We start from the raw sequence: 21,052 nt of genomic DNA, 5'->3' as shown, positions 1-21,052 counted from the left end.
AAATGCACTAGAGTGAAGCATGAGAATCTGCACTGAACAAGCGTTGCTGTCATGAGCGATTTTAATTGTTCACCAAATCCTTCAACTATTGTACACTCATCCCTTCAACACCTCACTCCTTCCTCCCCCTAAATCACCCGCTATAGGTCATGTGCGGCAGCTTGGTCTGCTCAGGTACTTGGCAGGTAACGGGGCCGGTGAGCTGGGTTTGGCAGGTGAGGCGTTCGTTGGGTTTGAGGCGGCCGTTGCTCCGGAAGCGCTCCTCGGCGGGGGTGGGCGGGGCGGTGTTTTCCATGCCCTGCAGCACAATCATGCGGCAGCTGGTGCAGCGGCCCCTGGCGCCGCAGGCGTGCATCCAGTCAATGCCTTGGGCCTGCAGAGCGGCCAGAACCGTTTGGCCTTCGTATACAGATACCCGCAGATCTGCCAGATTCCGCACCGTGATTTCCCCCATTATTCGCTATATTTACGAGCGTATGCTTCCGCCAATGAAAGACAAATATAATCAAATACGCCTCGCTCAGTACAGCCAAGAGCTAGCCCAGCGCCTCAGCGAGGAACACTTCGCTCAGCATGAAGTGGTTACTGCGCCGCAGTTGATTTCATTTACCCCCATCAAACAGGTGAACCTCTACCTCATCAGGGAGCTGCTCACGCTCTGGAACCATGAGATGGCCAACCTGCGCAGCCCTTACTTTGACTTTGAGAGCCCTGAGGTGAAAGACGCGCTGGTGCAGTTCATGAACGTGCTCTCGCGCAAAATCTCTATCAAGCGCCCGCACTTTGAGCCGCTCCTCCAGAAAGCCATACAAGACACGTTCCGGACGGTGCTGGAGCCGGTGGAGGTGTTTGAGGAGAAGTTTCTGCGGGTAGACGACCTCTCACCGGCCAAGCTGCAGGAAGGCCTGAAATACCAGGACCTGGACAAGGAGCTGTACCGCCAGTTCATAGACTCCCTCTCTGAGGAAAATCTGGACCGCGGCAAGGTGACCACCAAACTGCAGCGGTTCCTGAACGAGCACAACTCCCTGCGGTTTTCTGTAGCCGATGTGGTAACCCGTTTCAATGAGCTGAAACCCCTGAAAATGGAAGAGATCCTGACCCCGGAGGCTCCCGTAGCCCCTGTTGTCCCCTCCATTCCGGTGGTACCTGCCACACCGCCGCCCCCTGCTGCGGCACCAGCCCCCACTCCGGTGGCCGCCGTGCCGCCCGTACCAACTGCGCCGTCTACCAACGGTTCCTCTACGTCTTCGGGCGCAGCTGCCTCCCCGTTCTTCCGGCCAGAGGTGAACATGGAGCCTAAACTGAACGAGCGGTTCCAGCAGGAGCAGAAGCAGACCCTCAATGACCGTTTTAAGCAACCCGTGAACGCCTCTCTGGCCGACCGCCAGCAAGACCAGAAGATTGGTTCCCTCAAAGACGCCATCTCCATCAATCAGCGTTTTTCATTTATCAATGAACTGTTTGAGGGGGACAACATGGCCTACCACGCCGTAATCAAGCAACTTGATGAATTTGGCTCTGCCCATGACGCCAGGCACTATCTCCTGAACGAGGTGGGCAGCAAGTACAACTGGTCTAAGAAAGAAGAGCACGTGCAGAAGCTGGTGCGCCTGATTGAAAGAAAGTTCGCATAAGCCGTTTTTGACCTGTTTTTAGAAAAACAGCCCCAAAACAGAAATCCCCTGCCACCAGAAGACGGCAGGGGATTTCTGTTTTACCACCTTTCTGTCTACCGGAAAACCAGCACGTCAATAGACCGCTCGGCTTTCTCCAGTTTCAGGCCCAGCTTGGCCAGGGCTTCATGAACGGCGCCTTTTCTTTCGGGCTCAAATTCAAAGGAGAGGTCATACCGCGTTTGGTTGCCGGTTTCATCTACCACGGGCAAATTCACCATCCCGAAGCTCTCCAGATAATGGGCCACCTTCTCCAAGCGCACGTGCTCACCGTCAAACGCACCCGCAGAGGCTCCAAAGACCTCGGCCTTGGCCTGCGAGACGGGTATCTTTTTCACCTTGGCCCCATCTGCCACCTGCAGTACGTACACTGGCCGCAGGCGCTTCTCCAGGCTCGCCCGCACGGTGAACATCTTCTGGAGTTCCTGCCGGAGCGTGGGCAGGAGTTGGGCTTCCTGCCCTTTGGGCACAATAATATCAATGCAATACTTGGTCTTGTTCTCCTCCACGCTCTCTCCCGTGGTCAGATCAAGAGTGCGGCCGTAGGGCAGGCTTTCATACGCCAGGCGGTACACGCTTTCCAGCGGAAGGTTGATCATGGTAAGCCGGCGGCCTTTGAACACGGGGTCCTGCAGATACGAGTGGGACTGTCCGCCAACTCCTTTCAGCTCGGGCTGCACCAGAAAATGCGCGCGGGTGTGGGCCGCCGCTGTGAAGTACGTGAGCGGGTCTGCCGCCAGGTTGTCTTCCTTCAAAGGCAAATCTATGGGCTTGCCCGCCAGCACCTTCTCTATGACGGCAAAAGTAATGTTCTGGGGCGCCGTGATAGCCACCACCTTGCCCTGTGGGCTAATCAGCACCGAATGCGGAATCATGCGGTAGGGAAACGCCTTTCTGGCCCCGCCCGTGTCTGCCACCGCAAACAGCAGCGTAGACGGCCGGTTGGCCAGAAACCGCTGTATGCGCTGCTCGGTTTCTTCAGTAACCGTTATAATCTGCAGCCGGTCCTTGAACTGTTTCTGGAGGTCTTGCAGATGCGGCATGGCCTGCACACAGGGGCCGCACCACGTGGCCCAGAACTCCAGCAGCACCGCCTTGCCTTTCAGGTTAGCGAGATTGAGGGAGGGGCTGTTTCCGTTCAGGACGTTGCCGAAAGTGATGGGCGGCGCGGCCTCGCCGAGGGTGGTCTGGGCCAGGAGCGGCCCGTGCAGCGTGCCCGCCAGGAGCAGAAGTGAAAAAAGCTTTTTCATACGGTTTGAATAATTTCCCCAAACCTACCGCCCCGGCTCCGGGAACTGGGTTAACCAGCGTTAAGCACTGTTAATTAGTGTTAACGCCTGCCCTGCCCATGCGCAGAAACCTTATCTTTGGCCATATGAAGCGGAGAATTCACCTGGTCTTGCTCATGATGGTAACCTGCACGGTGGGCGTGGTGGGGCTGCAGCTCATTTGGAGTTACCAGAGCTACCGCACGGCCTCGCAGGAATTTACCAGAGACATCAACGAGGCGCTGCAGGAGGCGGTAAAGCTGGAGCAGGACGCCCGGCGGAGGGAGCTCCTGCAGCAGTACCGCGGCTGGCTGGCAGACACTAACCTGGTGAAGATCACGTGCCGCGTTGACCCCATCTACAAAACCACCAAATTTTCCCTCGCCGACAAACACCCCTGGGCCCCGGAGAAGCGGGAGCCGTTTGTGATTGGGTTTAACCATTTCACCCAAAAGCTGTCAAAGATCACGCCTGCGGCGAAAGCCTACTTCATTAAGCACTTTACAGAAGATCTTGTCTGGCAGAACCTGCAGGAAGGCTCTCTCTACTTCTACACCCGGCAACTGGGTAATAAGATGGAAGTGGCCTATACCCAGAACCGCCTCAACCCCGTGCGGCTGAAAAAGCTGTTCAGGCAGCAGTTACAGCAACGGGACATTACCGCTGGTTTTGAGCTGATTTTAGAAAAACAGGCCAGAAACAGAAATATTACCCAGTACCCCTACGCCACCCGCTCCTACAATGTGAGCCTTCGCAAGCCCCGGCAACGGGTGCAGGCGTATTTCCCAGACCCCAACCTGGTGTTTCTGCAGCGCATGAAGTGGGTGATTGGCAGCTCTCTGTTGCTCATCGTAACCGCTATCTTCTGCTTCGGCTATACTTTGAAGACCTTGTTCCGGCAGAAGAAGCTGGCCGTGCTCAAGAACGACTTCGTGAACAACATGACCCATGAGCTTAAAACCCCCGTGGCCACCATTAGCCTGGCCGCCGAGGCCATTCAGGCGTTTGATTTGAGCAAGGCTTCCGCCGAGGAATATATAAGCATCGTTCGGCAGCAGAGCGGGCGGCTGTCAGGGCTTATTGACCAGATCCTGAAAAGCGTGGCCCTGGAGCAGGAAAATGTGGCGCTGGAGAGGAAAAGAATCTGTTTGCAGGAGCTAACGGCCCACGTACTGGCCCAGCACAAACCCCAGCTGGAACTGGTGGCAGCCACCGTTGAAACCCAGTTCCCCCATGAGCGCCTCGTGGTCACCGCCGATGAACTGCACCTGGGCAACGTCTTGGCCACGCTGCTGGACAATGCCCTCAAGTATAGCAACAACCAGCTCCGCCTCCAGCTCTCCCTTTACCGGCAGGCCCACCACGCCGTGCTGGAAATAGCAGACAACGGGCTGGGAATAGCCCCTGACCACCAGGCTAAAGTGTTTGAGAAGTTCTACCGGGTGCCGGCTGGCAATGTGCACAACGTGAAAGGCTACGGCCTGGGCCTCAGCTACGCCAAAGCCGTGGCCGAGCGGCACGGCGGCACCCTCACCCTCCGGAGCCGGTTAGGCATTGGCACCACCTTCCTCCTTTCTATTCCGCTTGCGCGCCATGAAGCCCCCGCACCTGTTGTTGCTTGAAGATGAAGTGCCGCTGGCCAAGATTCTGCAGGAAAGCCTCCAGAAACGCGGCTTCACCGTGACCCATGCCCCAGACGGCCAGCAAGGGCTGGAGCTGTTTCGGCGGCAGCCGTTTGATATCTGCGTGGTTGATGTGATGCTCCCCCTGCTGGACGGTTTTTCATTTGTGCGGGAAATCAGGAAAGTAGACGGGCAGGTTCCGGTGCTCTTCCTCACGGCCAAGTCCCAGACCCAGGACCTGGTGCAAGGCTACGCCTCCGGCGGAAATGACTACCTCAAGAAGCCGTTCACCTTAGAGGAGTTGGTGCTGCGCCTCCATGAACTCCTTCGGCGGCAGCCGCCCAAAGAAAACCTGAGCGAAACCTTGTTGGTGGGCCGGTACACGTTTCTGCCGCAAAAGCAGGAGTTGTGGCTGGACAAGAAACTGCACGCCAAACTGTCTTACCGCGAAAGTGAGCTGCTCCTCCTGCTGGTGCAGCACCGCCACCAGGTGCTGGAGCGCAAAACGGTACTGCTGCAGCTCTGGGGCGATGACGGTTTTTTTCAGGCCCGCACCATGGACGTGTTCCTCACTAAACTGAGAAAGCACCTGCGGGAAGACCCTTCGGTGGAAATTCTGAACATCAGGGGCGTGGGGTACAAGCTGTTAGCTTAGAGCAGGTTTAGATTTGTTTTTTCGCTGCAAGCGGGCTTTACAGGAACCTGACCCGGCGGTTGCCTCACCCCGTGGCGCTGCCAGGCTGCTCAATGCCTGCTAGAGGAGAACCTTTTACCCTCGGTTTTTGACTGCAAACTCAAAACGTAGACAAGCGCTTAGTTGGCAGGCACCAGGTTTTCACTCAGTAGACGGCTCCTGTTTCCGGGCTGTTTTTGGCAAAACAGGGCAAAACTGGAACTTCTTTAGCTTTTCAGAAGGGCAAAGGAAAAGTTTGCGTTTTGGGCCTGTTTTTGAAAAAACAGCCCCAAAACGGGAATATTCACTACCAGCTCCCCCACGCTACCGCCCCAGATCCAGCTTGCGGTGGGCGTCAATGGCCAGCAGAATGAACAGCAGAATGGTAAATGACCACAAACCGGAGCCGCCGTAACTGAAGAACGGCAGCGGAATCCCCACCACCGGCGCCAGGCCAATGGTCATGCCCACGTTCACCAGAAAGTGGAAGAAAATGATGGAGGCCACGCAGTAGCCGTAGGTGCGGCCAAAGACCGAGCGCTGCCGCTCGGCCACGGTAATGATCCGGATCAGGAGCCCCATGAACAGCGCAATCAGCACCAGACTGCCAATCCAGCCGTGTTCCTCGCCCACGGTGCAGAAGATAAAGTCAGTGCTTTGCTCGGGCACGAAATCAAACTTGGTCTGGGTTCCTTCTAAGAACCCCTTGCCTAAAAACCCGCCAGAGCCAATGGCAATCTTAGACTGGGTTACGTTCCAGCCCACGCCCAGCGGGTCAATGTCTGGGTCTACCAGTACTTTGATCCGGTTCCGCTGGTGCTCCTGCAGCACGTTCTCCACAAAGAAGTTCACGCTGAACACCACCGCCAGCACCGCCACCCAAATACCAATGTAAGGGTACAAAAACCGTTTAATGCGGTGAAAGTTGAACCAGCCGTAGGCCGCCATCAGTACCGTGACGCCCGCTGCCAGGTACCACTGCGGAATCAGCAGCGTAAGCACGAACACAAACACGCCCACCGCCCCAATGATCAGGATCAACGGCGACATGCCCTCCCGAAAGAACGCCAGGGTGAACGCGGCAAACACCAGCGCTGACCCCGTCTCATTTTGCAGAATGATGATGGTGGGGGGCAGCAAGGCCAACCCCGCCAGCTTGGCCTGGTCTTTCCAGTTCTGCTGCCGCAGGTTAATGCTGCTCATGAACTTAGACACCGCCAGCGCCGTGGCAAACTTGGCAAACTCAGCCGGCTGCAGCCTGATAGACTCGGTGATCACCAGCCACGACCTGGAGCCTTTAATCTCTGACGCAAACGCCAAGGTACCCAGCAGCAGCAGAATAAAGAACCAGTAGATGACGTACGCCAAAGAATCATACGCCTTGTAGTCAATGGCAAACAACATGACAATGATCACCACTGATGCCCCAATCCAGACCAACTGCTTGCCAGAGTTGAGGGAAAAGTCAAAGATGTTGGTCACGTTCTCCGGGTTGTACACCGCGGCGTAAATGTTCATCCAGCCCAGGATCACCATGAGCGCGTACAGGCCAATGGTAATCCAGTCAATGTTCTGCGTAAGTTTATAGGAAGTCCGCATAGCTTACTGTTAATGCCCCCATTTGTAGAAGGCGCCACTGACCATATCATGCTCCCACCGTTTTCTAGCCGGGGTGGTGATGGAGTCATTCAAATATTTCTCTACCATTAAGCTGGCCATAGGCGCCGCGGCAATGGCCCCGCCCCCCGCGTTTTCCACATATACCGCTATGGCAATCTTAGGGTCATCTTTGGGCGCGAAGGCAATAAACACCGAGTGGTCTTTGCCGTGGGGATTCTGCACGGTTCCGGTTTTTCCGCAGATCACTACGCCAATGTGGTTCAGCCTGGCATACCGGGCGGTGCCTGATTCTACTACCCGCTGCATACCCTCTACTACCGCTGGGAAATGCCTGGGGTCTACTGAGGTGTAATGTTTCTCAGAATACGCTGGCAATGGTTTCCCCTTCTCGCCCACAGACCGCACAATGTGCGGAGTGTAGTAATAGCCGCGGTTGGCAATGGTGGCGGCAAAATTGGCCATCTGCAGCGGCGTCACCCCTGTCTCCCCCTGCCCAATGCTCACCGAGTAGATGGTGGGGAATTTCCAGCCTTTGGGCCCGTAGATCTTGTCATAGAACTGGGAGTTGGGCATTAAGCCTTTCTTTTCATTAGGCAAGTCAATGCCCAGCTTGGAGGCGAACCCGAAGCTCTTGATATGTTTGTTCCACGCATCCAGCCCCAGGTGCGAGTCCTGGAAGACGTTGGCTGACCGGCCTTTGTTCACCACGCTTCTGAACACCTGATAGAAGTACGGGTTGCACGACTGCTCAATGGCAATGCCCAGGTTAGACGGGTGCGGGTGACGGTGCGAACATTTTACCAGCGACCAGTTACAGGCATACCCTGTGTTTGGGGTGAGGGTACCTTCCTGCATGGCAATGAGCGCCTGCGCCAGCTTAAAGATGGAGCCCGGCGGGTACGTGGCCATGAGAGGCCGGTTGAAGAGCGGCTTCACCGGATCTTTCAACAACTTCATGTAGTTATTCCCCAGCTCCTTACCAGTCAGGAGCGAAGGGTCATAATAAGGGGCGGAGATTAGGGAGAGTATTTCGCCTGTTTTGGGTTCAATGGCCACAATACTGCCTGTCTTGCCTTGCATGAGCTTCTCCCCGTATTTCTGCAACTCCAGGTCAATGGTGGTGATCAGGTTCTGCCCGGCCACCGAGAGGGTGTCATAGGCCCCGTCTTTGAAAGAGCCTTTCTCCAGCCCGCGCACGTTCACCATGGTGTACTTCACCCCGCGCTGCCCCATCAGGTACTGCTCATACTGCCGCTCAATGCCGCTCACCCCCAGATAATCACCCTGGCGGTAGCCTTTGTAGGCTGAGTCCTCTAACTGCCGCGGGCTGATCTCGCCAATATAGCCCAGCGCGTGCGCAAGGCTCTGGTGCGGGTAGCCGCGTACCGTACGGGCATTGATGTAAAACCCGGGAAAATCAACCAGGTTGTCTTGAATGGCCGCAAACTCAGCATTGGTGAGGCGCTGCAGAAACGGCGACGGCTTGACATAGGAATAGGTTCTGGCGGCCTTGATTTTCTCCCGGTATTCCGGCAGGGTCAACCCCACCAGCTGGCAGAATTTGAGGGTATCAATGGCTTTGGCTTCTTTGGGCACCACCATCAGGTCATATACCGGCGTGTTCTCTACCAGCAGCTTGCCGTCCCGGTCATAGATCAGCCCCCTGAACGGATACTGCACCACGCGGCGCATGGCGTTGTTGTCGGCGGCAGTTTTGTAGCTGTCGTCTAAAACCTGTATAAAGAAAAGTTTGATGAGATAAACCGCCCCTATTGCAATAAAAATAGCTTGAATGACGTATTTGCGGCCTTCTAAGTACTTCATCTAAAACCCCTTGCTCTCCTCTCAAAAAATAACATCTGGAAGATCACCAGCACGGCTCCGGTGAACAAAGTACTGATGATTATCTTGGCCAACGTAAACCCGATCAATTTAAATCCATTCAGCTCCAAAAAAAACAGGGTGAAGTGGTGCACAAAGATCAAAACCATAGCATACGTCAAGAACCAGCGCCACCCCATAGACGTGAGGCTGGCGTTATCAGACACCTCATACCCATCCCTTGGCGTGAGTAGTTTGAGCATTGACGGCCTGAGGTACGCCATGAGTACCGTGGCGGCGGCGTGCATGCCCGCCGTGTCATAAAACAGGTCAATGGTGATGCCAGACATAAAAGCCAGAATGAGCAACAGCACCTTGTCAATGTCAATGGGCAGGAACAGAATGAAGCCTATGTACACAAAGCAGAAACCCCGGTCATAGAGCACCAGGTTGCGCATGAGCAGGATCTGCAAGCCCATAAGCACCACAAACTGTACTAAATGAATGAACCGGAAACTATTCATCTTCTTCTGTTACCCCTGATCTGATTTGCAAACTGTCCATTTCCAGCTTGCGTTTGTTTTCCACCACGTACACGTACGCCAGCTTATCAAAGTCAACGCTCAACTTCACTTTGATGGTATAGAAACTCTTGTCCAGCTCCTTCTTAACACTGATCACGCGGCCAATCATGATTCCCGGCGGATAAATCCCCCCCGAGCCGGAAGTCACCACCGAATCACCTTTGAATACCCTCTCACTCAGCGGAATATAGTGCAGACTGGCGGTCTCCGGGTCTCTGGTATCCCACTTGATAGACCCCAGGCTTCGGTTTCGTTTCAGCCGCACGGAGATCAGTGTCTGCGAGTGCAGCAGAGAAGTGACCGTGGCATAGTGCCTGGAAACGGCTTTCACCCTGCCTACCACACCCGTTGACGTGATAACCCCCATCCCGGCACTCACACCCGCCTCAGCGCCAATATTGAGCGTCAGGTGGTTGTTGAGCCGTCTCACAGAGTTGTTGATCACCCTTGCCGGACGGTAGGTGTAAACGGCGTTGTCCGGCACTCCTTGCCCCAGCGAGTCTCCCGCCAGCAAAGAAGTATCAGCCACCTGAAAGACTGAGTCCCTGACCAAGCCCAGGCTGTCATCCTGTTGCTGCTCCTGCAGGTCTGTCAGGCGAGCTCTGAGGCGGGCATTCTCAGCGGCCAGCGTCTTGTTGACGTCTGTTAGCTTGAAATACTCAGAGACCTCGCTCTGGAACTCCAGCACCCGCCCCACATAGTAGTTAGATGACTGGTAAAAGGCGGCATTGTGGTAGGTGTTGCTTCGGTAGAGCAGGTACAGCGACACGCCCTCCAGCAACAGAAACAACAGGAAAGCCCTAATCCGGAAGATAAACTGAAAGAGTTTCCGCATGGGCGTGCGTAATTAGAGCTTCTTTAACTTTTTGGGTTTATTGGCGACAATGGGCAAGGTAAAGTTCTGCGGGAGCGGTTTCTGAACCTTGCAGCCGCGCTGCAAAGGTGCTAAAAATGTGAAGGCAGGTTCTTACCGTGGCCATTTGCAGCGCAAAGACAAATTTAAAAAGCCCTTAGCTCAACAGCACGTTGCGGAACCCTTCAATATTCTTGACGGCCGCCCCCGTGCCCCGTACCACCGCGCGCAACGGATCTTCTGCAATGTGAATGGGCAGTTTGGTTTTAGCCGCCAAGCGCTTGTCCAGTCCGCGCAGCAACGCACCGCCGCCAATCAGGTGAATTCCGTTGTCATAAATATCGGCAGACAGTTCCGGCGGGGCAATCTCCAGCGCCTTCAGCACAGCTTCCTCAATCTTAGAAACTGATTTATCCAGCGCAATAGCAATTTCCTGGTAGGTTACTTTAATCACCTTCGGGATACCCGTCATCAAGTCACGGCCCCTGATCTCGAAGTCGGCGGGTGGGTTGTCCAGCTCGGTCAATACCGCCCCTACTTCAATTTTAATTCGCTCCGCGGAGCGCTCCCCAATCAAGAGGTTGTGCTGGCGGCGCATGTGGTCCAGAATGTCTTTGTTGAACACGTCGCCCGCTACGCGGATGGACTGGTCACACACAATCCCAGACAGGGCAATCACGGCAATCTCTGTGGTACCGCCCCCTATGTCTACCACCATGGTACCCACGGGTTGCTCCACATCAATGCCAATCCCTATAGCCGCGGCCATGGGCTCCTGAATCATCCAGACCTCGCGGGCATCTGCGTGCTCAGCTGAGTCTTTTACGGCGCGTTTCTCCACCTCGGTAATGCCAGACGGAATGCAGATCACCATGCGGTAAGACGGCTGAAACAGGCGTTTCTTGCCTTTGTCAATCATCTTGATCATGCCCCTGATCATCTGCTCGGCGGCGGTAAAGTCAGCAATCACCCCGTCTTTCAGTGGGCGGATGGTCTTGATGTTTTCGTGGGTTTTCTCGTGCATCTGCATGGCCTCACGGCCCACGGCCAACACTTTGTTGGTGGTGCGGTCAATGGCAATGATAGACGGCTCGTCTACCACAATTTTATCGTTATGGATGATCAGGGTATTGGCCGTGCCCAAATCAATCGCTATATCGGCAGTGAAAAAATTGAATAATCCCATTGGGTATCGTTAGAGTGCTCTGCAGGCAGAGTACTATATATGAAAAATAATTTCTTTACAAGGTACTACTTCCGCGCAAAATTAAGTATTTCCCGTTAATAATTTCTGTTGGGCGTAAAGCAGTTCTGTTTTTAGGCTGTTTTTTAGAAAACAGGCCAAAAACAGGTTCTCCGCTTTCAGGATTTTTTGAGAGTGATGAAGGGCTATCAAAGGCCTTTGGCTTTGTTGTTTGTTTTGCTGTGGCAGGAAGGAGCAGTCTGCTGCTGCTGCTGCTTTAGAAGTTGCTTCTGCAGATGCTGGAATGCGTAGTTCGCTGTTTCCTTTGCTGTGGGTTTGATGCTGCAGTGGCAATGTGTAGTCCGTTATTCCCCTGGCTTTGGCGCTTGACGCGATGCCTCACTCACTGTGTTGTTTCATCTTTTCCGGTAAGCGCTCACGGCCGCGAGGCCCCGTCCTGCCGGTTCGCACTGCTGTTAAAACTAGGCCCTCCGGCCTTGCCGCTCACGCGGCACCGTATTAACAGAGGCGCTCACCGTCAGGACTGGTTTCAGTTCCCCTCCTGATCAGCTTCTCTTGCTCTGACCGCCTCTGCAGTTAACTGTTGCTGTTCCGCTAGCCTGAGACGAGCCCGTGCTGCGCACATCAGCTAGGGGCAGAAATGTTAAAGGGGAGTAGCAATGGCAGAAGTGAGTACTGGGAGCAGAAGTACCAGCAGCTGAAGCAAATAGGAGCAATCTCGTAAGTAGAAGGATTGAAACAGTCATTGTGTTTCTGGCCTGTTTTCAGGAAAACAGCCCAGAAACGCAATGGCTGTTTTCTCCCCCTATGGCGCGGAAGTTACTTCCGTGCCTTCTAACGCCAGCTGATACTCCCGCTTGCGCGGGACTCCAGACGCGTGCCTACTGATGACGGGCGGTCTCCGGCTGCCCTCGCGGCACGGCAGCGAAACCAAGCATTGCTGCTTCATTCGTGCTGAAGTACCTGAGATGAAAAGTAAGGACTCAGAACTCAAGACTCAGAACTCACTTTGATACTCCCCCTTTGAAAGGCGCGAAGAGGGGGATGTTTACTCAGGAGGGCGCGCATTGCAGATCAACTCCCTTCCCGGGGGGGCAGTGGTGGGTTCCATACACCTGTCCCCGCTGTGCCGCCTGCTCAAAAGACCTCGTAGCGTCCGGAGGACCTGCGAGCGTCTGTGGCAACAACGCCAATCCAGCCCGTCACCCACTGCAGCTTTCTGTTTCCGGGCTGTTTTTCTGAAAACAGCCCGAAAACAGAAAGCCCCAGCTACTACAAGGGTAGCTGGGGCTTTCAACATCAATATAAGTGAGATTAATGTTTAAAGTGGCGTACACCCGTCATGACCATGGCCATGTTGCGGGCGTTACAGGCATCAATAGAATCCTGGTCTTTGATGGAACCGCCCGGCTGCACTACGGCAGTGATTCCCGCTTCTGCGGCAATCTCTACGCAGTCCGGGAACGGGAAGAACGCGTCTGACGCCATCACGGCACCCTGCAAGTCAAATCCGAAGCCTCTGGCTTTCTCAATAGCTTGTCTCAAGGCATCTACCCGGCTGGTCTGCCCCACGCCGCTGGCCAGCAACTGGTTGCCGCGGGCGAGCACGATGGTGTTAGACTTGGTGTGCTTGCAAACTTTCAAAGCGAACTCCAAACCGGCCACTTCCTCAGCCGAAGGGGCGCGCTCAGTGGCGGTTTTGAAGTCAGCGGCGGTTTCAGTGGCCAGGTCTTTGTCTTGCTCAATCACGCCGTTCAACAGGGTTTTGAACAGCTTAGCGGGCAACTGCACGGGTTTCTGGCGCAGCAGAATGCGGTTTTTCTTGCCTTTCAGCAGCTCCAGCGCGTCCTGGTCATATTCCGGCGCAATGAGCACTTCAAAGAAGAGTTTGTTCAGTTCTTCGGCGGTAGCCAAATCAACGGTTTTGTTGGCAATAATTACGCCGCCAAACGCAGAAACCGGGTCGCAGGCCAGGGCGTTTACGTAGGCTTGGTGCAGCGAATCGGCCACGGCCACGCCGCAGGCATTGGTGTGCTTGAGAATGGCCACGGCGGGCTGCTCCGCGAACTCCTGCATGAGCAACACGGCGGCATCTACGTCAACCAGGTTGTTGTAAGACAGCTCCTTGCCGTTCAGTTTATCAAAAAGGGCGTCCAGATTTCCGTAGAACGTGCCGCTTTGGTGCGGGTTTTCGCCATAGCGCAACGTCTGACTCTGGCGCTCGCTTTGTTTGAAGGCCGGGGCCAACTCCTGCTCCTGGCTCAGGTAGTTGAAGATGTGCGTATCATAGTGCGAGGACACATCAAAAGCCTTGGCGGCGAATTTCTTGCGGTCAGAAAGATCAGTGCTGCCGTTTTTGGCTTGCAGCAGTTCCACCACCTCGCCGTACTGCTCGCGCGAAGACACAATCAGGACGTCCTGGAAATTCTTGGCCGCAGCGCGGATGAGGGAGATGCCCCCAATGTCAATCTTCTCAATCACGTCTTCCTCAGCGGCACCTGAGGCCACCGTTTCTTCAAACGGGTACAGGTCTACAATCACCAGATCAATAGCGGGAATCTCAAACTGCTGCACTTCCTGCTGGTCCTGTGCATGGTCTCTGCGGTGCAGAATTCCCCCAAAAATCTTAGGGTGCAGGGTTTTCACGCGCCCCCCAAAGATAGACGGGTAGTCGGTTATCTGGTCTACGGCCACCACTTCGGCGCCCAGCCCCTCCAGGAACGTCTGCGTACCGCCGGTAGAGTAAAAGGTAACGCCTTGTTTCTGCAGCTCGCGCACCAACGGCTCCAGACCGTCTTTGTAGTACACAGAGATAAGAGCCGATTTGATTTGAACGGAATTCATCTGGTTAAAAAGAAATATGGGTTAGAAAGGAATAGGCAATAACATGTACGGCATAGGCCGAAGAAACCCCTGCCAATGACTGGTCTGCCCAGCCTTTACAGACAGGCGAAGGGGCAGGTGTACGCAACAGTGGCAGGGAGGCGCGCAGGAGACACAGAATGCGTGGCAGGTGCAGTGCAAAGGGCCGTGTCTGGTGCGTCATGGGGCTGGGTGGTTAGGCGGCCGGTGTTTCCGGGCTGTTTTTGTCAGCCGTCAGCAATTCTTCCACCACGCGGGGCAAGTGGGTATGCTCCAGCGTGAGCACCCGCGCCGACAGCGTCTCGCAGGTGTCATGGGGCTCTACGGGGCAGCGCTCCTGGTAAATAGGCGCGCCCTCGTCATAGTGTTCGTTCACGTAGTGGATGGTAATGCCGGTCTCTGCTTCCTGTGCGTTGATCACCGCCTGGTGTACGTGCTGCCCGTGCATGCCCTTGCCGCCAAACTTGGGCAACAGGCTGGGGTGTATGTTGATGATCTTGTTGGGGAACGCCTGCACAAAGCTGGCGGGCAGCAGCCACAGAAAGCCGGCCAGCACAATCAGGTCTGGGTGGTAGGCCTGCACCAGCTCCAGCACCTTTCCCTCCCGCAGCATGGGCCGGTCAAACACGGCAGTGGGCACGCCAAAATTCTGGGCACGCTGCAGGGCAAACGCTTCTGGGTTGTTGGAGAAGAGCGCCACTACCTGCACATGCGGGTGGTGCTCAAACTGCTCCAGCAGGCGCTGGGCGTTGCTCCCGGAGCCGGAAGCGAAAATGACGATGTTCTTTTTGTCTGAAGAGGTACCCAAAACTGCCGGTGCTGTCAATGGAAGAGCAAATATACTGTTTCTGGGCTACTTTTCTGAAAACAGGCGAAAAACGTTTCTTTTCTGTTGTGCTGTGGAGGTAGATGGGGGCTGTGAGGAGGTACGCCAGTCTAGCTTGAGGGGCGGTTGTACAGGTAGGTCTAGACTTTGCCCAGCGTTCAGCATTGCCCCTGCTCTGGCACTTTGATCGTTCACTTTACCAGGCGGTTTGTTTTTATAGGTAGGGAGGTACGGCTGCCGGGTATGTGTAGTCTGCTGTTTTCTTTGCTGGGCAGTGGCATGCGATGTCTCATCATCTGCTCTGTTCCATTGCTGCTGCAGTGGCAATGCGTAGTCCGCTGTCCTCCCTGGCTCTAGCGTTTGCTCCGGTGCCTCACTCACTGTGTTGTTTCATCTTTTCCGGTAAGCGCTCACGGCCGCGGGGCCCCGTCCTGCCGGTGAGCACTGCTGTTAAAACTACGCCTTTGGCGTTGCCTTCGGCACCGTATTAACAGAGGCGCTCACCGGCAGGACTGGTTTGGGTTCCTTTCCAGTTTAGCTTTTCCTGCTCTGTCTGCCTCTGTAGGTAACCGTTGCAGATCCGCTAGCCTGAGGCGAGCCCGTGCTGCGCACATCAGTCAGGGCAGAAGTGCTAATTAACAGAGGTGCCACTAGCAGAAGCGTTGATTGTTCATTGCTGCTTGTTTATTTACTTATTGTTGCTTGTTTGCCGCTTTCTCTGGTTCAAGTTTCCAACTTGGACCTACAATGGCGGAAGCTTTCAGCTTCCATGAGGCGGCAGCCTCACATTACCTCTGCCCTCTACAGCTCCCTCTTCTGCCCCTCTATGGCGCGGAAGTTACTTCCGTGCCTTCTAACGCCAGATGATATTCCCGCGCTGGCACGGGTCCCCAGACGCGTGCTTACAGCTGATGGGCCGTCTCTGCCTGCCCTCGCGGCGCGGCAGCGAAACCAGGCATTGCTGCTTCATTCCTGCTGAATCTCCTAAGGGAAAAAGAAAGTACTCAGGACTCATAACTCAGAACTCACTTTGATACTCCCCCTTCCAAGGGGGCGAAGGGGGATGTTGACACAGGAGGACACGCATAGCTAATCAATTCCCTTGTTGCCACATATAGTTGAGCCCAGCCCAGCATTTCGGTCTTCCGGATTTGCAATCAAGAAGCTGGTACACGGGGATTTGCAATCCCCGTGGCGGCACGTTTGATCTGCAGGCGCCGCAGATTGCAAATCCGCAGGTACCGTGTCCGGGATGACATATCCCTGACAGCCGAGATTTCAGAGACGAGGTCACACGCCACTTGCCCCACGCATGCCAGATCATTCCCCTCCTTTGGAGGGGTATAGATGGGTTCTACGCATGGCTGGTCTCCCCGCTGCTCCCGGTGAGCCTAAAGATTAGCCCTATCCTTGGCACGAGACTGGGGTTTCACGCAGTACCATCATCCAACAATTAACCATTTGCCATCTGCGGTGCTTAAAAGAACTTATAGCGCCCAGAGAGAACCTGCAAACATTTGGAACAAAAGCTGTTTCTGGCCTACTTTTCCCAAAACAGGTCGAAAACGCAAATTTCAAGGTTGCAGTCGGTGCGCTCCGGTGGGCAGCTGCTTGTTCTGAATGGGCTGATGCGCCTGCACGCGGGGCTTTTTCTCCGTCAGGTATTTCCAGTAGCGTTTGGGCATGTGCCGGAGGTGGAGCTTCCGGTTCTTCCGCTCCGGTATGTTCACATGGTCAAAGTAGACTTGCCACAGTTGCTGGTACAGTGGCTCCACCTCCGTAAGGAGTTCAATGGGCAGTTGGCCTTTTTTGAGGCTTTTGGGCAGCTCCTCTATAGAAACCAGTTGCACCTGTTCAAGGTCATAGTACGCGCCATACGCGCGGCGCACGTCATAAATAAGCCACGGCTGATCTGCGTAACGCTTCTCAAAATGGCCTACAATAAGGGGAAGCACGTTGAAATCTGGGTTGATGGGGGCTACAAACAAACCGTCTTGGGTGCGCTGAAACCGGATGAACGCCTCCATGCGGTGTTTCTCCCGGAACATCTGCTTGCCAATGGCGGCTATTTTCTGCACCACCGGCTCTGCAAAGTTCTCCTCAATACCGCTTTGGGGGCTGGCGAAAACCAGGCGCACAAACCGGAAGAGCAGCATCTCACACCCAGGTTGTTCCCACAGATAAGTTTTATACACGTTCTCCAGCGCGGCCTGAGACAATTTCTTTGCCAACCCTTGCCACACCCGTTTGGCCTTCGCCTCCTGGGTGGGAATGAAATGGTGGGTGGCAAAAATCCCGGCCGGGACCTCCCCCGCCTTGCCTATCTGGTCTGGCCACTCTTTACGCTCGTACGCCTCAAAGACCACAGTGAGCAGTCCTTCAAAAGAGCCGTCATAGGTGTAGAAGTGCATGGCGCGGTGGCTGGTTGGGTCAGGAGGCGATTTTGATGAACGGGTACACAGACTGGGCCACGGCTTTGCGCTGGGCGGCCATCTGCCGAAGTTGCGGCACCAAGGTGCTCAGTTTGCAACGGATAGAAAGGGGAGCTACAGTTTCACGAAGGGCTACAGGTTGCATGTTGTTTGTTATTTGATGTTTGACAAAGTTTAATTTCTTTCTGACTGGCCGTTTCTGACCATGTATTGGGCATTTAGTTACCCCGCCTGAGAGAACAGATCCAACTGACTTCCCCACAGGCCGTTTCGGTCTCCCTTTTCGCCGAAAAGGATTCTTCTCCGGATGACTTCCTCGTCCCATTCCCTTCTCTCCAAACTGCGCCCTCCGGCGGTGATAAAGTATTTCGCCCGTTTCAGCACCACCCCAATCTGGCGCAGGTGTTCCCAAGTGAGGGGCGCAAAGCGGCGGGCCGCCACTATTTTCTTCGCTGACTTCAAGCCAATGCCCGGCACCCGCACAATCATCTCATAGTCAGCAGTGTTGATTTCCAGGGGAAACACCTGCCGGTTGCGAAGCGCCCACGCCAGCTTGGGGTCAATCTGCAGGTCCAGTTGCGGGTTCTGCTCGTCTACCAGCTCATTCACACCAAACCCGTAGAGACGCAGCAGCCAGTCGGCCTGGTACAGGCGGTTCTCCCGGATAATGGGCGGTGTACTGATCAAAGGCAGGCGGCTGTCTGCCGTCACCGGCACATAGCCGGAATAATACACCCGCTTCAGCTCATAGTTTTGGTACAAGCCGCTGGCGAGGGTCAGAATCTGGCGGTCGTTTTCGGGGCTTGCCCCTACTATTAATTGCGTGCTCTGCCCCGCGGGCGCGAAGGCGGGGGTTGATTTAAACAGCTTCTTCTCCTCTTTCACCAGCACCAGCTGGTCTTTGATGTGGCTCATGGGCGTGAGCACCTCAGTGAAGTTCTTCTCAGGCGCCAGGGTCTGCAGGCTGGCTTCTGTGGGCAGCTCAATATTCACGCTCAGACGGTCTGCATACAGGCCCGCTTCCCGGATCAGCTCCTCACTGGCCCCGGGAATGGTTTTAAGGTGAATGTAGCCGTTGAACTTGTGCTCCTGGCGTAGTTTCCTGGCTACGCGCACCAGCCGCTCCATAGTATAGTCTGCATCTTTGAAGATGCCTGAGCTCAGGAACAACCCTTCAATGTAGTTGCGGCGGTAGAAATTGATGGTCAGGTCTACTACCTCTTGCACCGTAAAGGCCACCCGCTTCACATCATTGCTCTTGCGTGACACGCAGTAGGCGCAGTCATAGATGCAGAAGTTGGTGAGCAGAATCTTGAGCAGCGAAACGCAGCGGCCGTCTTCTGTATAGCTGTGGCAGATGCCCATGCCTTCAGCGTTGCCTAAACCTTTCCCCTCATTCTTGCGTTTGCCGCCGCTGGAAGAGCAGGAAACATCATACTTGGCAGAATCTGCCAAAATACTTAGCTTTTCTATGACGGTGTGCTGCATGGCGTATGCTAAATCTGCTCCTGAATTCGTTAGCAAGGTAAGAGACTATTTGCTAAAAAGCTAATTAAATTAGTATTATTTATTTCTAATCCTGACCCTCTCCTTACCAAATAACTAATAACAATAGCAACCCATGGTTTCTTATTTTTGTCAGGAGTTTTTGCCGTATTTTTAGGGATGGAGCAAAAGGTATGTACACGGCACCGCAATTAATCTGTAAGCGCGCTGAGGGTTGGTGGGTACTGCTATTCTGCGTACTCCTGTGCTTTTGCCGCCCAACCCCTGCCACTGCCCAAACCACACCAGACACCTTGCTCTCCGCCCCTGTGCGGCCCACACCGGCCTTGGCCCCAGACACCACTGACCCCAAACGGTTCCTGCAGAAGCTACGGCATATCAGTCAGCGGAAAACCCTGTTCGGGCGGTTTGTGAAAGCGCTTGTCATTTTCAAACCCAGGCAGCAGGTTGTGCCCCTGGAGATAGAGCTGTTGCCCCAGGCTCTTGAGCAGCATACTTACAAAGTGGTCAGGTCTATTTACTTTAAGCGGCTGGAGCCATTTGGTTTCTCTATCAATGACACCCTGGCTTTGCCAGACAACGACCTGGAGCGACTGGGCAATGCCCTGCATATGCGCACCAAACGCAGCAGGCTAAGCAACACCATTCTCTTTAAGGAGGGCGACATGCTGGAGCCGCTGGCGTTGTCTGAATCTGAACGTCTCCTGCGCCAGACAGACTATATTCTGGATGCCCGCGTCACCATCAACGACTCTACCTCTACCCAGGACAGTGTAGACGTGGTTATTTACACCCGTGACGTGTTCAGCATTAGCGGGTCCGGGTCTGCCAGCACCTCGGGCACCCGCCTTTCCCTGCGTGACATCAACTTTATGGGCGTGGGGCACCAGTTCCGCACCACGTACCGGTTTGGGCTGAGTGAACCCCAGCCGTGGCAGTTCACTGGCAGCTACCTAATTGAGAACATCTCCAGCAGTTACATCTCAGCCGAGCTGCTTTACCAGAACACGTATTATTATAAGCAGCAGAGCCTCTCCTTCAGAAGGGACTTTTACGCCACCACCACCAAATATGCCGGCGGCGCCTCTGCCGCCTGGTTCCAAACCCTGCAGCCCACCTATATTTTAGGGGAGGGCCCGCCCCCGGCCCCTAACGAGGAGTTAAGTTATATTCCGCTGAAATACTACACGCAAGACTTCTGGATTGCCCGCGCCTTCCGGCTGAAGTCCTATGACCTGGCCCGGGACAACCCCAGCCGGTTTATTACGGCCGCGCGGGTAATGAACATTAAGTACACAGAGGGAAGCGGCCCCACCATCCAGAGTGCCCGCCTTTACCTGGCCGCCTTCGGGTACAGTCTCCGGCGGTATTACAAAGACCAGTACCTGTTCGGTTTTGGCCGTACAGAAGATATTCCGGCGGGAAACCTGCTAGCCATCACCGCCGGGTTTGAAGACGGTGCTATCAAAAACAGGCCTTACCTGGGTGTGAAAGGGGCATTTGGCAAGTACAACCCCTCGTTCGGGTACCTCTACGGGGGCGTTGAATACGGCAGCTACCGGCACAACGAGGCCTGGGAGCAGGGAGTGCTCACCTCAGAGGTTCTGTACTTCACGCCGCTTCACCGCATCCGGAACTGGCGCTGGCGTCATTTTATCTGGAACAGAACCTCTATTGGCCTGCGGCGGCCTGACTTCTTCGCTCTGGATGTAGACCAGGAAGACGGCATTAGGGGGTTCAGTTCTGCCAGCGTGCGGGGCTACCGCAAGTTTGTGCTCAACTATGAGACCAACCTTTTTTCACCGCTCACCTTGTTCGGCTTCCGGCTGGCCATCATCGGCTTTGCCGATATGGCCTGGCTGACCAATGTACAGAACCGATCCCCGTTTAAAGAGAAACCCTATACCGGTTTTGGGATTGGAGCCCGTTTCCGGAACGAATATTTGCCCTTCAACACCATTCAGATCTTACTGGGGTATTACCCAAGGCTCCCGGAGGTGGGGGGACAGCAGGAGTTTAAGATCTTCCAGACCGGCCGCCAATACTATGATTTTAATGAGCTAAGGTTCACCCAGCCGCTGATCACAGAGTTCAGGTAGTTTCTG

General features: G+C 54.9%; 18 protein-coding genes. 4 read left to right on the top strand and 14 right to left on the bottom strand.

Translation table 11 applies throughout. The annotated features are described in order from the left end of the window. Window positions 1-133: 133 nt before the first annotated feature. The gene (locus FHS90_RS13545) at window positions 134-454 is read right to left on the bottom strand and encodes a 2Fe-2S iron-sulfur cluster-binding protein (RefSeq protein ID WP_066834178.1); all 321 of its coding nucleotides are present in this window, start codon (window positions 452-454) and stop codon (window positions 134-136) included. Window positions 455-488: 34 nt separating this feature from the next. Between FHS90_RS13545 and FHS90_RS13540 the strand changes: the two genes are divergently transcribed. Continuing rightward, complete coding sequence (locus tag FHS90_RS13540) at window positions 489-1,637, top strand: DUF8457 domain-containing protein (protein ID WP_182513429.1); 1,149 nt, start codon at window positions 489-491, stop codon at window positions 1,635-1,637. Window positions 1,638-1,732: 95 nt separating this feature from the next. Here the strand turns inward: FHS90_RS13540 and FHS90_RS13535 are convergent, their stop codons facing one another. Further along, window positions 1,733-2,926: a TIGR03435 family protein gene (locus FHS90_RS13535; RefSeq protein WP_182513428.1), complete on the bottom strand. Its 1,194-nt coding sequence runs from the start codon at window positions 2,924-2,926 to the stop codon at window positions 1,733-1,735. Between the two features lie 125 nt (window positions 2,927-3,051). On the opposite strand from FHS90_RS13535, the gene FHS90_RS13530 reads away from it, so the two are divergent. Both FHS90_RS13530 and FHS90_RS13525 read left to right on the top strand, forming a co-directional pair. Then, window positions 3,052-4,566, top strand: coding sequence for a sensor histidine kinase (locus FHS90_RS13530; RefSeq protein ID WP_182513427.1), 1,515 nt, complete (start codon window positions 3,052-3,054; stop codon window positions 4,564-4,566). Further along, window positions 4,538-5,221: a response regulator transcription factor gene (locus tag FHS90_RS13525; protein WP_182513426.1), complete on the top strand. Its 684-nt coding sequence runs from the start codon at window positions 4,538-4,540 to the stop codon at window positions 5,219-5,221. The genes FHS90_RS13530 and FHS90_RS13525 overlap by 29 nt, the downstream gene beginning before the upstream one ends. A 342-nt stretch (window positions 5,222-5,563) precedes the next feature. On the opposite strand, the gene rodA is transcribed toward FHS90_RS13525, so the two are convergent. The 12 genes from rodA to FHS90_RS13465 all read right to left on the bottom strand — a co-directional run bounded on the left by rodA (window position 5,564) and on the right by FHS90_RS13465 (window position 18,929). Next, window positions 5,564-6,838, bottom strand: coding sequence for a rod shape-determining protein RodA (gene rodA / locus FHS90_RS13520; protein ID WP_066834191.1), 1,275 nt, complete (start codon window positions 6,836-6,838; stop codon window positions 5,564-5,566). A 9-nt stretch (window positions 6,839-6,847) separates the two neighbouring features. Then, window positions 6,848-8,683, bottom strand: a complete 1,836-nt coding sequence (gene mrdA / locus FHS90_RS13515; RefSeq protein WP_066834193.1) for a penicillin-binding protein 2 — start codon at window positions 8,681-8,683, stop codon at window positions 6,848-6,850. Beyond that, window positions 8,680-9,204 carry a hypothetical protein gene (locus tag FHS90_RS13510; protein WP_066834195.1) on the bottom strand — a complete coding sequence of 175 codons (525 nt, stop codon included), beginning with the start codon at window positions 9,202-9,204 and terminating at the stop codon, window positions 8,680-8,682. Before FHS90_RS13510 ends, mrdA begins: the two co-directional genes overlap by 4 nt. Continuing rightward, window positions 9,197-10,099 (bottom strand): rod shape-determining protein MreC, encoded by a 903-nt coding sequence (gene mreC, locus FHS90_RS13505; RefSeq protein WP_182513425.1) that lies wholly within the window; start codon window positions 10,097-10,099, stop codon window positions 9,197-9,199. The genes FHS90_RS13510 and mreC overlap by 8 nt, the downstream gene beginning before the upstream one ends. Window positions 10,100-10,274: 175 nt before the next feature. Beyond that, window positions 10,275-11,303, bottom strand: a complete 1,029-nt coding sequence (locus FHS90_RS13500; protein WP_066834197.1) for a rod shape-determining protein — start codon at window positions 11,301-11,303, stop codon at window positions 10,275-10,277. 81 nt (window positions 11,304-11,384) lie between these two features. After that, complete coding sequence (locus FHS90_RS13495; protein ID WP_182513424.1) at window positions 11,385-11,654, bottom strand: hypothetical protein; 270 nt, start codon at window positions 11,652-11,654, stop codon at window positions 11,385-11,387. 981 nt (window positions 11,655-12,635) lie between these two features. Beyond that, window positions 12,636-14,165, bottom strand: a complete 1,530-nt coding sequence (gene purH, locus FHS90_RS13490) for a bifunctional phosphoribosylaminoimidazolecarboxamide formyltransferase/IMP cyclohydrolase (RefSeq protein ID WP_182513423.1) — start codon at window positions 14,163-14,165, stop codon at window positions 12,636-12,638. A gap of 4 nt (window positions 14,166-14,169) precedes the next feature. Further along, on the bottom strand, window positions 14,170-14,367 hold the full coding sequence (locus tag FHS90_RS13485) for a hypothetical protein (RefSeq protein ID WP_182513422.1): 198 nt from the start codon (window positions 14,365-14,367) through the stop codon (window positions 14,170-14,172). A 12-nt stretch (window positions 14,368-14,379) separates the two neighbouring features. Further along, window positions 14,380-14,991 (bottom strand): phosphoribosylglycinamide formyltransferase, encoded by a 612-nt coding sequence (purN, locus tag FHS90_RS13480; RefSeq protein WP_182513421.1) that lies wholly within the window; start codon window positions 14,989-14,991, stop codon window positions 14,380-14,382. Window positions 14,992-16,583: 1,592 nt separating this feature from the next. Continuing rightward, entirely contained in the window at window positions 16,584-17,420 is an 837-nt protein-coding gene (locus FHS90_RS13475; RefSeq protein ID WP_182513420.1) for a TIGR03915 family putative DNA repair protein, read from the bottom strand. A gap of 19 nt (window positions 17,421-17,439) precedes the next feature. Continuing rightward, window positions 17,440-17,586 carry a hypothetical protein gene (locus FHS90_RS13470; RefSeq protein WP_182513419.1) on the bottom strand — a complete coding sequence of 49 codons (147 nt, stop codon included), beginning with the start codon at window positions 17,584-17,586 and terminating at the stop codon, window positions 17,440-17,442. A 77-nt stretch (window positions 17,587-17,663) separates the two neighbouring features. Next, a complete protein-coding gene (locus FHS90_RS13465) occupies window positions 17,664-18,929 on the bottom strand; it encodes a putative DNA modification/repair radical SAM protein (RefSeq protein ID WP_066834209.1) in 1,266 nt (421 codons plus the stop codon). Between the two features lie 311 nt (window positions 18,930-19,240). On the opposite strand from FHS90_RS13465, the gene FHS90_RS13460 reads away from it, so the two are divergent. Beyond that, entirely contained in the window at window positions 19,241-21,046 is a 1,806-nt protein-coding gene (locus tag FHS90_RS13460; protein WP_182513418.1) for a hypothetical protein, read from the top strand. The last annotated feature ends 6 nt before the right edge of the window (window positions 21,047-21,052 follow it).

Source organism: Rufibacter ruber (assembly GCF_014138425.1).
Taxonomy (GTDB): Bacteria; Bacteroidota; Bacteroidia; order Cytophagales; family Hymenobacteraceae; genus Nibribacter; species Nibribacter ruber_C.
Note: the sequence above shows the minus strand (reverse complement) of the source record. Positions and strands in the feature narration are given on the sequence as shown.